We start from the raw sequence: 11,886 nt of genomic DNA, 5'->3' as shown, positions 1-11,886 counted from the left end.
CTCACGACCTCCTGCAACTGGGTTTTCAGGCGACAAGAACGTCACGAAGGGCCTCGCCGACGCCTGTGGCGGACTGCGGATTCTGGCCGGTGATCAATCGGCCATCGACGACCACCTTCGACGTCCAGTCCGGCGCCGGGTGATGCCGCGCGCCGCGCTCTACGAGCGTGCTGGCGAGCAGGAAGGGCACGGTCTTGTCGAGACCGACGGCGCGTTCTTCTGAATCGGTGAAGGCGCTGACATTACGACCGGACACCAGGTAGCTGCCGCCGGAAAGCTTGACGTTTACGAGCGCCGCCGGGCCATGGCACACCGCCGCGACAGCACCGCCGGCCTCGAAGATCGAACGGGTCACCCGGTCGACCGCGCCGCTTTGCGGCAGGTCCCACATGGCGCCGTGGCCGCCGGCGAAAAAGATCGCAGCGTAGCGCGAGGGGTCGACCTCATCGAGCTTGGCGGTCGTGCGGATCGCGGCGCGAAACGCCTCGTCGTTCCAATAGCGCTGGTTGATCGTGTCTTCGAGATCGAGACCGTCGATCGGCGGTTCACCCCCTTTGATCGACGCGAATTCGACGGAGATCCCAGCCGCTTCGAGCACGGCCAGCGGGTGCGTGACCTCACCGAGATAGAAGCCGGTCGGCTGGCCGCCGTCGCCCTTGGTGCCGTGGCTGGTGAGAACGAAAAGCACGGGTTTTCCGGCTAACGGGGCTGTCTCCGTCATCATCACTTCCCTTTTTGGAATGGGCCCGACGTCGCGGGCGTTGCTGATGGCGTCTATTTATTATCTCCGATTTCGGCGATAAATTCGCTTAGAAGGAAATGATTTGGTCTTGAAAGGCAAAGATGCGCCGCTTCGATCACCTCGCCGACGTCGAGGCTTTCATCACGGTCATGGACAGGGGTTCGATGACGGCCGGCGCCGTGGCGCTCGGTACGACGCCTTCGGTGCTGAGCCGGGCAATTACCCGGCTCGAAACGAAACTCGGAACGCAGTTGCTGCGGAGAACGACGCGGCGCATCAGCCTTACGGAAGCGGGACGCACGTATCTGGAACAGGTCCGCGCAGCCTTCGAGACGATCGATCAGGCGGAGCGGGCCGTTCAAGGCACAGGCATTCTGGCCGGTCGGGTCCGCCTCAGCGTTTCCACCACCTACGGTCATTTCCGCCTGCCGGAAAAGCTGACACGCTTCGCGCTGAAGCACCCGTCGGTCATCGTCGAACTGTCAGTGGCCAACCGCAACGTCGATCTGGTCGCGGAAGGCTACGACCTGGTCATACGACTCGGCCAACTTCCCGATAGCGGCATGATCGGGCGAAAACTCGAGGACGCACCGCTAAGGTTGGTGGCATCTCCCGCCTATGTGGCGCGGCACGGGCTGCCACGCTCGATCGACGATCTTACGGCACATACGTGCCTGCTGTTCATCATGCCGAGAACCGGCCGTCCCGGTCCGTGGTTGTTCCGGGTCGATGGGCATGACATCGACTGGGTGCCGCAGGGTCCTGTCCATGTCGAGGATGATGTGCTCGGCACCGTATCCCTGGCAGAGGCGGGCCTTGGCATATGTCAGACCTATGACTTCGTCGTGCGCGATCGCCTGGCGCAGGGAAGCCTGGTCGAACTCCTGCCGGATTTTGGCGGCCGATCGCGGCCCTTCTCCCTCATCTACCCGCCGCATCGTCATCTCTCTTCCGCAACACGAGCGTTGATTGACTGTCTTTTGGAATAGGCTGACAGGCGCGGGGCTGCCTCAGGACATGTGGCATCCCCGCGCACAGGACGCCTCAGCCGTGCCAGTGCGAGCAGCGGATCACGCAGCAGAAATTGCCGCGGCGCGAGACTACGCACTGGGCCGTCGCCGAAGATCTCGCGCGGCGCTTTCCTGAGGTCACCGTCGACGAGGACGCGATCCATGTCAGCGACGGGCCGGCGCGCACGGCGGCCGGCGTGACGGCGGGGCTCGACCTGGCGCTGGCACTGGTCGAGGAGGACCTCGGGCATGAGATCGCCAAACGCGTGGCGAGCCAGCTGGTGATGTTCTTCAAAAGGCCCGGCGGGCAGATGCAGTTCAGCCGCAAGGGCGAGGCCATGCCAGCGGGCCGGTCCGCGCTTCAGGAATTGCAGCGCTGGATCGCGGCCAATCCGCGCACGATCACAGCGTTGCAAGCCTCGCCAGCCGGATGGATCTCAGCCCGCGCCATTTCTCCCGGCTCTTCCGCAGCGAGGTCGGCATCACGCCGGCAACCTGGGTCGAGGAGGCGCGGGTCAACGCTGCCCGCCGCCTTCTCGAGCAGGGACACGAAGCCCCCAAGCAGGTCGCGGCTCAATGCGGCTTTTCCGATGCCGATACGCTGCGCCGTGCCTTCATGCGCCATGTCGGCGTGACGCCGGCAGAGTACCGAAAGCGCTTCGCCAGCCCGGCTCTTCCGGCCGGATAAACTGGCAGGCTGCCGCCCCTACTCGGCCGCCTGAATCCTCTCTCGCGGCTTGCTCAGATAGGGCAGCGCGAAGAGATAGAGGCCGGTCGGCACAAGCACGGCAAGCGGCGGCAGTGGCATGAGATAGACCCATTCGGGAAGCGTCGTCAGAGCCATGCCGGCAAAGATCGCCGCAACGGCCAGCGAGAAAAGCACCGACGTCCAGCGATGGATTGTTCGGATGAGAGCGGTCATTTCTGGCACCTCGTTGTTTGAGAAAGGGTCCTGAAGCCGGGAGATGGTCAGTCGAGCTTTGCGACAACTTCGGCCAGCTGGTCGATGAAGCGTCGCCACCCGACGGTTGCGCCCTGGTAGTAAGACTTCTGATCCGCCTTGAAGCCGCGCTGTTCCATACGCAAGTTGGTGCCGCCGTTGGTGGGAACGAGTGTCCAGGTGACGACGCTGGTGAGATCTTTTGTGTCCCAGCGATAGGCGAGCGAGCGGTCCTTCTCAATCGTTTCGACTTCGCAATCGACCTGTCCCCAGTCGGCCGAAAGCGTGAAGCGACGGCCCACTTCGGGCACGAAATCGTTCCGCATCAGCCATTCGGCAATCAGATGGGGCTGGGTCAGCGCGCGCCAGATCTTTTCCGGCGCATGAGAAAATTCGCGTTCGACCACGACAGAGCGTGTTGTTTCGGTTGTTTCGTTCATTGGTCCATTCTCTTTAGTAAATCATCGAGATCATCGAAGCGCTCCTGCCAGAAGCCGGCCATCTCGGTCGTCCAATCGACCAGGGTGGCAAGAGCTTCGCGCTTGGCGCTGTAATAGGTGTAACGGCCTTCATGCCGATCGTGCACGAGCCCTGCCGCCTTCAGGATCTTCAGATGCTTGGACACGACCGGCTGCGAAACCCCGGCATCGGCCAGCAATCCGACGACCGTCGTATCTCCTTGGCGGCAGAGGTGTTCGAAGAGCCCGCGACGTGTGGGATCTGCAAGTGCCCGAAATACCGCATCTTGTAACTGCGACATGTCTCATACCCGATTGGCTATGGGATGACATATAGCCAATTGGCTATGTGTTTGTCAAACGCTCTGCGGAAACCCGTTTGCCAGGTCGGTTCGTCCGCGGAATTGGAACAGGTAGGCGAGAGACCAGCGACTTCGAGGAGACGTCGATCGCCTCACCGATCGCGCGGAAATGCCCGCCCGCGACATAGCAGCCGGGCGGCTCGCCAGACAGTGGTTGTGGCGCAGAAACGACGCTCAACCTGTACGCGAAGTGGCGCAGGGCCGGTACACTCCGGCCCCGCCCATGGGCTCAGTCTACCATGTCTTGCTGAGCTTGAGCGTGACGGTTCGGGCGTCGCCGTAACCGCAGACGAGCACGCCGCTGCAACCGCTCACATATTCCTTGTCGAAAAGGTTGGTGACGTTGAGAGCGGCACCCCATCCGTCCTTTTCATAGCGCAGCCCGGCATCGAACACCGTCGAGGAAGGCACCTTCGCCGTGTTCTCCTTGTCCGCCCAGCTTTCGCCGCGGTAGCGAACACCGGCACCGAGGCTGACGCCCTCGAGCGCGCCCTGCTGCACGGTGTAATCGACCCACAACGAGGCCTGCGCATCGGGAGCGAGATAGGGCGACTTGCCGACCAGCGCGCGGTTCGCGTCCTCGGTCACCTCGATATCCATGAAGTCGAGGCCGGCGATCACCTTCCAGCTTTCGTTGAGATTGACCTTGCCTTCGAGCTCGATGCCGCGGGAACGCACCTCGCCCGTCTGGGTGGAAATGCTCGTCAACGGGTCGGTGACGAGAGCATTGCGTTTGGTCAGCTGGTAGATGGACGCCGTCAACACGCCATCAAAGAAGTATGGCTCGTACTTGACGCCGGCCTCGAACTGCTCGCCCTCCTCGGGTTTGGTGTTGCCGGTTGCCGTTACCGCCACGATCGGATTGAAGAAGGTGGCAACGCTGACATAGGGGGTCAGCCCATTGTCGAATTCATAGGCAAGTCCGGCGCGGCCGCTGACGGCGCCCTCGCTGTAATCAAAGCTCGAGTTCTGCGTCGGAGCCCAGAAGGTGGGGCCATTGTCAGTTTTGGTGTCGACATAGTCGTAACGGCCATTGAGCGTGACGAGCCAACCGTCGCCGAATCGAATCTGGTCCTGCGCGTAGACGCCGAGCTGCTGCTGGATGATCACCTGGTTGATATAGATGGCGTTGGCCGGCTGCGGTGCGCCGTAGACCGGATCCGTGGCGCTGATCGGCGTTGCCGCCGACGATGCCTGGACGTGATCCAGGCGGAAGAGCTTGTAGTCGAGTCCGACCAGCAGCGTATGATCGAGCGCGCCGGTCTCGAATTCGCCCTCAAGACGATTGTCGACGCCGAACGTATCGACCTTGGAGGTCGCCTCAAAGCCCAGGCGATAGAGCAGATTGTCAGGTGTGGCCGGCGTCGGCGAAACCGGGAACGGCAGGCTCGGATCGTAATAGCCGTAGGTATACGGGCCGTTCTCATGCTTGTAGAGGTGACCGTAGCGCAGGTTCTGGCTGAACTGCCAACCGCTATCGAACTCGTGCTTGATCTCGTAGCCGAGCATCTGCTGCACATAGGTGCCGGTATCGATAGCCGGTTCGCCGAAGAAGGCCTTGCGATCGATCTTGCCGAACGGCGCATCGACGACCGTCCCGACATAGGGCAGGAAGCCGCCACCGGTATGGACCTGATCAAGGCCCTGCAGCAGGCCGTAGACCGTCAGGCTGGTCGCATCGTCGGGCTGATAGGTGATCTGCGGCAGGATGAACCCGCGCATGTCTTCCGAGTGGTCGGTGTAGTTGTTGCCGCCGGAGACCTTGCCGGTGACGCGGTAGTTGATCGCATCGTCCAACGGGCGGTTCACGTCGATGCCAAGGAAGGCATTGCCATTGTTGTTGATGCCGGTCTCCACATAGGTGGAGCTCCCATCACTTGGCCGCTTGCTGATGAGGCTGACTATGCCGCCCGGATTGGCGCCGCCATAGAGCACCGACGCCGGCCCTTTCAGCACCTCGACGCGCTCCAGCATGAACGGATCGATCTGAAAACCCCCGAAACCGTAGGAGAAAAGATTGAGGCCATCGAGGAAGACGCCGGTCTGCGTGGCATCGAAGCCGCGGACGTAGAACCAGTCGGTATCCGGATCGACGCCGAAGGGCTCGGCCATCACGCCGGGCGTATAGCGAAGCGCCTCGTCGATCTTGTTGACGACGCCGCGATCGTCCAGCTCGTCGCGGCCGATGACCGATACGGATTGGGGAATTTCGTTGATCGGGGTGGCAGACTTCGAGCCGGTGGTCGTCGCTTTGGCGACATAGCCCTCGACCGGACCGGTTGCGTCGTCTGCGGTCGCTCCAGCCTGGACCTCGATCTTTTCCAGCCGAGTCGCCGGCGCGTCCTGCGCGATCGCGGCACCCGCTGCCAGAATTGCAATGCCGGCTACCCCATCTGCCAGCCATTCGGCGAAACCTGCCGCCCTGCCACTCACCATCATCTCTTCATCGCCCCGAGCCGCCCATCGCGCCAATCCCCGGAGCGATATGCGGCGTTAGAAAGTGATCCCTATAAGATGAGTGTTTATATCAACTATTATGCCGACGCTTGGAGCGATCCGCGACAATTGAACGATCCTGGGCAATTTGCGGCGAACAATCGCCCGTGCGCGCGGCGATTTGCTCAGGCCAATCGGCTCCGCTTCCATTGCGCCGGCGTTGTGCCGACAACCTTGCGGAAGACCCGGGTGAAATGCGCCTGGTCCGAAAACCCGGTCTCGACGGCAATCGCCGTCAGCGACGCGTCATTCTTGAGCAGGAGTTGCTTGGCCCGTTCGACGCGCGTTTTCGTCTGCCACTGATGCGGCGGCATGCCGGTCGAGGCCTTGAAGGCATGGCTGAAATGCGATTGCGACAACCCGGCAAGCGTTGCCAATTCCTCAAGCCGGATGTTGCGGCCGAAGTTCTCCTCGATGTAATCGGCCACGCGGCGCATCTGCCAGGCAGCAAGCGGACTGCGCTTGCGCGGATCGGCACGGTTGAGCCTCATCAGGTCGATGAACAGCGCGACCGTGAGGCCGTCCCCGTAGAGATCATGCAATGGCTGCGGATTGAGGCACTCCGCAGCGATGAGCCGTGCGAGTTGCAGGAAACGCTCATCATGAAACATCAGCCGGGGCGCGTTGCAACGGCTGGCGTCGAGGTCTTCCATCAGCCGTCGGCTGAGGACATCGAGATTGAAGTGCAGATCGAGATGGCGGATGTATTGCACATCGACGACATCGGCCCAGATTTCCATGCCCGCCGGGATGTAGGAAAGACCTTGTTCGCGATAGTTCTGCACCGTCCCGGGGCCGCCGGGCGAAAGCTTGACGTTGCAGCGGCTCCCGCCTTGGGCATCGAGCACGATGAACATGCGCGGATCATCCGACACATAGTGACCGCCCGCCCGCGCCTCGCATTCGACATCCCAGACGTCGGCGATGATCCCGTTCCAATCCCGGCGGCGCAAACCGCCGAGGACCTTGAAGCCGGAGATCTTGTTCTGCATCCGTGGCTGGAACGTCATCAATTGCCCAATGCTCGGGGAATCAGAGGCCGCGCCTCGATCTAATTCCTTCCTTCTTTACTCATCTTTAATTCGCAACGGAAGCCCCGATCGGGGCTCGCATTCGCTAGTCCTGGCGAAGGCGGATCAGGCCGGCATCCGTGGGAACGAACCCGCAGACTTCAAGGTAAAAGTCGCGAAGATGCGCATCAAAGTCGACATGCAGCCACTCGCAACCCGACAGCCTTGCATTTGCCACCGCCTCTTCGACGAGCCGGCGCGCGTAACCCTTTCGCCGCCAGGGCGCTGAGACCATGGTGTCGAGCAGAAAAGCGTGCACACCGCCATCCCAGGCGACATTGACGAAACCGGCAAGCTTGCCCGAGAGACGCAAGCAAACCCAGCCGAGGCTGAAGGTGTTCACCTGTTTCCACCAATCGTCACCGGCAAGCGCGTGTTCGAAACACTCGGCATGCAGCGCATTCAACTCGGCATTCGCGAAGTCGCCGCGCCATACGAAACGCGGATGGTCAGCGCTGTTGTCAGCCATCATTTCTTCCGTCTTGGTGCCGTGTCAGCTGCCTGTCCGCCGACAGGGCATGCTCCGCGATGATCGATAGCCTGAGCTTTGCGAACTCGTCCAGCAGAGTGCTCTCCGCCTTGTCGAAGGCCTGCACCAGGGCGGCGTTCGCCGCCCGCTCCACCGGACAGGTTGGATGATCTTCCGAAACGCCGGCGGACAAAACCTCGCCTTCGTCGAGCGCTTTCTGGATGTCCAGGACCGTCAAGTCGTCCAGAGACCGCAGCAGCACCCATCCGCCACCGCGCCCTCCCTCTGAACCCACCACGCCCTTGCGCTTCAACGCCGCCATCGTGCGGCGCACGACCACGGGATTGGTGTTCAGCATCTTTGAGATGGTTTCCGAGGTCTCGCGCCCGCCCAAAAGCCCCATATGGATGAGCACGTGGATCATGCGCGCCAGCCGGCTGTCTCGTTTCATATGCCACCCCTAAAGCGTAACTTTTATTGTTACGCATACTTGACCTCACCCAATTCTGTAACTTAGATAATTACGGAATCAAGGGCCCAGGGATGCGAAGACGAACGATGTTGGCCGGTCTGTTGGCGGCCGCATGGCCGTGTAGCGCCGCGCCGAGCGCCATCTGCGGTACGACATCAAGAGCGGAAGGACCGAAAATGCCTGCTCGCACCATCGAGACGAGAACGATCCGGATGAATGTCGTCGAACAGGGAGAAGGGCCACTTGTCCTCTTCTGCCACGGCTTTCCGGAAACGGCCCACGCCTGGCGTCATCAAATCGCGGCGCTGGCCAAGGCCGGATTTCGTGCGGTGGCGCCGGACATGCGCGGATATGGGCATACGGAATGCCCCTCGGCGATCGACGAATACACCCTGTTTCACCTTGTCGGGGATATGGTCGCGCTCTTGGACGCCCTTGGCGCAGAGACCGCCCTCATCGTCGGCAACGACTGGGGCGCGACGGTCGCGTGGCAGGCGGCGCAGATGCGCCCCGACCACTTCCGCGGCGTGGTCGCGATCAGCGTTCCGATGATGGCCCAGCCACCCGTGCCGCCAACCCGCATCTTCCCGCAGACCGATGAGGCACAACTCTACACACTCTACTTCCAGGAACCCGGCATCGCCGAGGAAAAACTGGAGCGGGACATTCGACAGGCGCTGCGGAAAATCCTCTTCGCGGCTTCGGGAGAGGCCGGCCCGCGGCAAGCCGGAGACCAGACGCCAAATCCGTTCGGAATGGTCTCGCGGCGCGACGGGCTGCTCGCAGCCCTTCCCGATCCGCAGCAAATGCCGGACTGGCTGACCGCTGCCGACCTCGACGCCTATGCGGCGGCTTTCGCTCGCTCCGGTTTTCGCGGTGGCCTGAACTACTACCGCAACCTGGATCGCAACTGGCAACTGCAAGCGGCGCTCGCCGGCGTCATGGTCGATGTACCGGCCCTGTTCATGATCGGCGAGCGGGACACCGGGCTCAGCATACCGGGGATGCTCGATATCATCGATGCAATGCCCGGCCTCGTCCCCCAACTCAAGGGCAAGATCGTCGTGCCCGGCAGCGGACATTGGCTCCCGCAGGAGCGTCCGGACCTCGTGAGCGACGCGATCATCGATTTCGCGCGGCGCCTCTGACAGCGTGGCAGGTCGCGCGCCGCGACCATCGGCGCGCAACACTCCGGCGGCTCAGACCGCAATCGCGCCCGTCAAACGCAATACGTCCTCAAGCGGAACGAGACCTTTCATCGAACCGTTGCCGGCGGCAGGTTCGCCGTCTTCGATCGCCAATGCGAAGCGGAATGCGGGATCAGCCTCGATGCGTTTGCGCAGCGCATGGATGCGCGGGTAGTTCCGTTCATAGTCCTCGGGCTCGATCGCCTCGTGAAAATCCACCCAGCGGGCGACGCCGACGAAAACCGCATCGGCCAGTGTCGGCCGGCCGCCCAGCAGGTAATCGCTGTCCCCCATCATCGCCTCGAGCTGCGCATGGCGCTTAGCGACAAACTCACGGCCGAAGACGCGGAGCGTTTGGCGATATTCTTCCGTAGCCTCTTCCGCCTCCAGCGCCACCCACATCGGGAAGAAGGCACCGGTGAAGCCGGTGTTGAGGAAAGCGATGAACTGATGCATCCGGTCGGCTTCGTAGGTTCCGGGCGCGAAGCTGATGCGGCGCTCATGGTCCCGCCCCTCGAGCCACAGCGCGATCGCCATCGTTTCCGTATGGACACGCCCTTCGTCGGTGACCAACACGGGCGTTTCGACCCGGCCGTTCAGCCGCTGATAGGCCTCGGTGCGCATTTCACCGAGCATGTCGACGCGGGTGAGGCGGTAGGGTTGGCCGAGCCATTCAAACGCGGTGACCAGTCCGGCGGTACTGCCGAGCGGAAAGCCCGCGGTGAAGATCGGTTCAGCGATAGTGTGCATGTCGGTTTCTCCATGGTTGATGCCATGGATATATTCGCGTGGACGCTACCTCTGTAGGCTGCCGAAAATAGACTTATCGTTCACATATGTAGACGATTGATCTTGCGACGAACGGAAATCAGATCGTACGCGATCGAACCGACGCGTAGAAGCCGTAAGCGGTGGCGTCGTCATCATCTGCGCTCAGCAAAGCGCACTAGCACTTTCGGGCTGGAGATAACCGGGCTGCTACCTATTTCGTATGAGACCCCATGGAGCGGGCCGCAAGCCTTCAACGCGAAAGGAACAAGGCTATGGCAAAGAACACGATCTGCCTCTGGTATGACAAGGACGCCGAAGCCGCTGCGCGGTTCTACGCCGAGGTCTTCCCGGACAGCCGTCTGACCGCAGTGCACCGGGCGCCCGGCGACTATCCGTCCGGCAAGGAGGGCGATGTGTTGACGGTCGAGTTCACCGTTGCGGGCGTCGCCTGTCTCGGCCTCAACGGGGGGCCGATGTTCAAGCACAACGAGGCCTTCTCGTTCCAGATCGCCACCGACGATCAGGAAGAGACCGACCGCTACTGGAACGCCATCGTCAACAATGGCGGCGAGGAAAGCGCGTGCGGCTGGTGCAAGGACAAATGGGGGATCTCCTGGCAGATCACGCCCGGGGTCCTGATGGAAGCGCTGGCGGCCGGCGGCGGCGAGGCGAAGCGCGCATTCGAGGCCATGATGGACATGCGCAAAATCGACGTGGCCGCAATCGAGGCGGCACGGCGCGGTTGATGCTGCACCGCGGCGGGCGATCTGCCGCTGGTGTTCCCGCTGGCCAAAGCGGACATGCGCATGTCGAAAAAGTCGCACGTCTCCGAAACTTGCTTGCTAGCGCGCGGGCACGAAGAGAAACCGTTTTTCTGGCAGGTACCGAAAGGACGGTATAGAACTGCGCGAAGCAGCTGGCCGACATCGCATGTTTTGTGACGTTGCTTGCCCGTTGGATATGCCTTTAGACGACAAGGACAGATTTCATGACCGAAAAATCCCCCGCTGACAATTTCCCTGCCGGCTACCAAGTTCCCAAGGTCTGGACCTGGGACAAAGGCAACGGCGGCGCGTTTGCCAGCATCAACCGCCCGATCGCCGGACCGACACACGACAAGGACCTGCCGGTCGGCAAGCACCCGCTGCAGCTTTATTCGCTCGCGACTCCGAATGGCGTGAAAGTCACGATCATGCTCGAAGAGCTTCTGGCGGCGGGCCATTCGGGCGCCGAATATGACGCCTGGCCGATCCGGATCGGCGATGGCGACCAGTTCGGTTCCGGCTTCGTCGACGTCAACCCCAACTCCAAGATCCCGGCGCTGACGGACCATCAGCCGAAGGGCGGCGGCGAGCCGGTCCGCGTCTTCGAGTCGGCCTCCATCCTCACCTATCTCGCTGAGAAATTCGGCGCCTTCCTGCCGAGCGAGCTTCGCGCCCGCACCGAGACCTTGAACTGGCTGTTCTGGCAGATGGGCTCGGCACCGTTCCTGGGCGGCGGCTTCGGTCATTTCTACGCCTATGCGCCGATGCAGATCAAATACGCCATCGACCGCTACGCCATGGAAGTGAAGCGCCAGCTCGATGTGCTCGACCGCCATCTTGCCAACCACCGGTTCCTCGCCGGCTCCGAATACACCATCGCCGACATGGCGACCTGGCCCTGGTATGGCAACCTGGCACTTGGCCAGGCCTATGGCGACGCTGGCACCTTCCTCGAGGTTCAGAGCTACGAGCACGTCCAGCGCTGGACGGCCGAAATTGCCGCTCGCCCGGCGGTCAAGCGCGGCCGCATGGTCAACCGGCTGAGCGGCGATCCGGCCGAGCAATTGCATGAGCGTCACGACGCCTCCGACTTCGACACGAAGACTGAGGACAAGATCGTCGAGAAGCAGACCGCGTAAGGAGAA

The 11,886-nt window shown here is 62.2% G+C and carries 13 protein-coding genes and 1 pseudogene; 5 read left to right on the top strand and 9 right to left on the bottom strand.

The features are described 5' to 3' along the window. Nucleotides 1–25: 25 nt before the first annotated feature. Complete coding sequence (locus AC070A_RS07700; RefSeq protein ID WP_375293088.1) at nucleotides 26–721, bottom strand: type 1 glutamine amidotransferase domain-containing protein; 696 nt, start codon at nucleotides 719–721, stop codon at nucleotides 26–28. A 122-nt stretch (nucleotides 722–843) separates the two neighbouring features. On the opposite strand from AC070A_RS07700, the gene AC070A_RS07695 reads away from it, so the two are divergent. Together AC070A_RS07695 and AC070A_RS07690 are read left to right on the top strand one after the other, a co-directional pair. Continuing rightward, nucleotides 844–1,731: a LysR family transcriptional regulator gene (locus tag AC070A_RS07695; protein WP_112996487.1), complete on the top strand. Its 888-nt coding sequence runs from the start codon at nucleotides 844–846 to the stop codon at nucleotides 1,729–1,731. 101 nt (nucleotides 1,732–1,832) lie between these two features. Then, a pseudogene (locus AC070A_RS07690) lies at nucleotides 1,833–2,440 on the top strand (GlxA family transcriptional regulator); the annotation flags it as partial. 18 nt (nucleotides 2,441–2,458) lie between these two features. On the opposite strand, the gene AC070A_RS07685 reads toward AC070A_RS07690, so the two are convergent. From AC070A_RS07685 to AC070A_RS07655, 7 genes are all read right to left on the bottom strand, one after another. Then, a complete protein-coding gene (locus AC070A_RS07685) occupies nucleotides 2,459–2,674 on the bottom strand; it encodes a hypothetical protein (protein ID WP_057255262.1) in 216 nt (71 codons plus the stop codon). Nucleotides 2,675–2,721: 47 nt separating this feature from the next. Then, on the bottom strand, nucleotides 2,722–3,132 hold the full coding sequence (locus AC070A_RS07680; RefSeq protein ID WP_058330062.1) for an SRPBCC family protein: 411 nt from the start codon (nucleotides 3,130–3,132) through the stop codon (nucleotides 2,722–2,724). Continuing rightward, complete coding sequence (locus tag AC070A_RS07675; RefSeq protein WP_057255261.1) at nucleotides 3,129–3,452, bottom strand: ArsR/SmtB family transcription factor; 324 nt, start codon at nucleotides 3,450–3,452, stop codon at nucleotides 3,129–3,131. The genes AC070A_RS07680 and AC070A_RS07675 overlap by 4 nt, the downstream gene beginning before the upstream one ends. Nucleotides 3,453–3,746: 294 nt before the next feature. After that, nucleotides 3,747–5,951, bottom strand: a complete 2,205-nt coding sequence (locus tag AC070A_RS07670; protein WP_112996488.1) for a TonB-dependent siderophore receptor — start codon at nucleotides 5,949–5,951, stop codon at nucleotides 3,747–3,749. Between the two features lie 182 nt (nucleotides 5,952–6,133). Continuing rightward, nucleotides 6,134–7,018 (bottom strand): helix-turn-helix domain-containing protein, encoded by an 885-nt coding sequence (locus AC070A_RS07665; RefSeq protein ID WP_112996489.1) that lies wholly within the window; start codon nucleotides 7,016–7,018, stop codon nucleotides 6,134–6,136. A 106-nt stretch (nucleotides 7,019–7,124) separates the two neighbouring features. Next, complete coding sequence (locus tag AC070A_RS07660) at nucleotides 7,125–7,547, bottom strand: GNAT family N-acetyltransferase (protein ID WP_057255258.1); 423 nt, start codon at nucleotides 7,545–7,547, stop codon at nucleotides 7,125–7,127. Beyond that, nucleotides 7,540–7,998, bottom strand: a complete 459-nt coding sequence (locus AC070A_RS07655; RefSeq protein ID WP_057255257.1) for an Rrf2 family transcriptional regulator — start codon at nucleotides 7,996–7,998, stop codon at nucleotides 7,540–7,542. Before AC070A_RS07655 ends, AC070A_RS07660 begins: the two co-directional genes overlap by 8 nt. A 197-nt stretch (nucleotides 7,999–8,195) precedes the next feature. On the opposite strand from AC070A_RS07655, the gene AC070A_RS07650 reads away from it, so the two are divergent. Beyond that, complete coding sequence (locus AC070A_RS07650) at nucleotides 8,196–9,167, top strand: alpha/beta fold hydrolase (RefSeq protein WP_112996490.1); 972 nt, start codon at nucleotides 8,196–8,198, stop codon at nucleotides 9,165–9,167. Nucleotides 9,168–9,218: 51 nt separating this feature from the next. Here AC070A_RS07650 and AC070A_RS07645 read toward each other — a convergent pair whose 3' ends face one another. Then, a complete protein-coding gene (locus AC070A_RS07645; RefSeq protein ID WP_112996491.1) occupies nucleotides 9,219–9,956 on the bottom strand; it encodes a glutathione S-transferase family protein in 738 nt (245 codons plus the stop codon). Nucleotides 9,957–10,249: 293 nt separating this feature from the next. Here AC070A_RS07645 and AC070A_RS07640 point away from each other — a divergent pair, with 293 nt between their 5' ends. Further along, the gene (locus tag AC070A_RS07640; RefSeq protein WP_057255254.1) at nucleotides 10,250–10,723 is read left to right on the top strand and encodes a VOC family protein; all 474 of its coding nucleotides are present in this window, start codon (nucleotides 10,250–10,252) and stop codon (nucleotides 10,721–10,723) included. Between the two features lie 242 nt (nucleotides 10,724–10,965). Further along, nucleotides 10,966–11,880 (top strand): glutathione-dependent disulfide-bond oxidoreductase, encoded by a 915-nt coding sequence (gene yghU / locus AC070A_RS07635; RefSeq protein ID WP_112996492.1) that lies wholly within the window; start codon nucleotides 10,966–10,968, stop codon nucleotides 11,878–11,880. The last annotated feature ends 6 nt before the right edge of the window (nucleotides 11,881–11,886 follow it).

Source organism: Ensifer sp. GW101-20A05, assembly GCF_059424735.1.
This window is presented reverse-complemented; position numbering and strand designations above follow the sequence as displayed.

What these genes read in the sequence shown, in the direction of transcription:
- AC070A_RS07675 (WP_057255261.1), bottom strand. Translation starts at nt 3,452, where the DNA reads ATGTCGCAGTTACAAGATGCGGTATTTCGGGCACTTGCAGATCCCACA.
- AC070A_RS07670 (WP_112996488.1), bottom strand. Translation starts at nt 5,951, where the DNA reads ATGATGGTGAGTGGCAGGGCGGCAGGTTTCGCCGAATGGCTGGCAGAT.
- yghU (WP_112996492.1), top strand. Translation starts at nt 10,966, where the DNA reads ATGACCGAAAAATCCCCCGCTGACAATTTCCCTGCCGGCTACCAAGTT.
- AC070A_RS07700 (WP_375293088.1), bottom strand. Translation starts at nt 721, where the DNA reads ATGACGGAGACAGCCCCGTTAGCCGGAAAACCCGTGCTTTTCGTTCTC.
- AC070A_RS07680 (WP_058330062.1), bottom strand. Translation starts at nt 3,132, where the DNA reads ATGAACGAAACAACCGAAACAACACGCTCTGTCGTGGTCGAACGCGAA.
- AC070A_RS07695 (WP_112996487.1), top strand. Translation starts at nt 844, where the DNA reads ATGCGCCGCTTCGATCACCTCGCCGACGTCGAGGCTTTCATCACGGTC.
- AC070A_RS07640 (WP_057255254.1), top strand. Translation starts at nt 10,250, where the DNA reads ATGGCAAAGAACACGATCTGCCTCTGGTATGACAAGGACGCCGAAGCC.
- AC070A_RS07645 (WP_112996491.1), bottom strand. Translation starts at nt 9,956, where the DNA reads ATGCACACTATCGCTGAACCGATCTTCACCGCGGGCTTTCCGCTCGGC.
- AC070A_RS07665 (WP_112996489.1), bottom strand. Translation starts at nt 7,018, where the DNA reads ATGACGTTCCAGCCACGGATGCAGAACAAGATCTCCGGCTTCAAGGTC.
- AC070A_RS07650 (WP_112996490.1), top strand. Translation starts at nt 8,196, where the DNA reads ATGCCTGCTCGCACCATCGAGACGAGAACGATCCGGATGAATGTCGTC.
- AC070A_RS07685 (WP_057255262.1), bottom strand. Translation starts at nt 2,674, where the DNA reads ATGACCGCTCTCATCCGAACAATCCATCGCTGGACGTCGGTGCTTTTC.
- AC070A_RS07655 (WP_057255257.1), bottom strand. Translation starts at nt 7,998, where the DNA reads ATGAAACGAGACAGCCGGCTGGCGCGCATGATCCACGTGCTCATCCAT.
- AC070A_RS07660 (WP_057255258.1), bottom strand. Translation starts at nt 7,547, where the DNA reads ATGGCTGACAACAGCGCTGACCATCCGCGTTTCGTATGGCGCGGCGAC.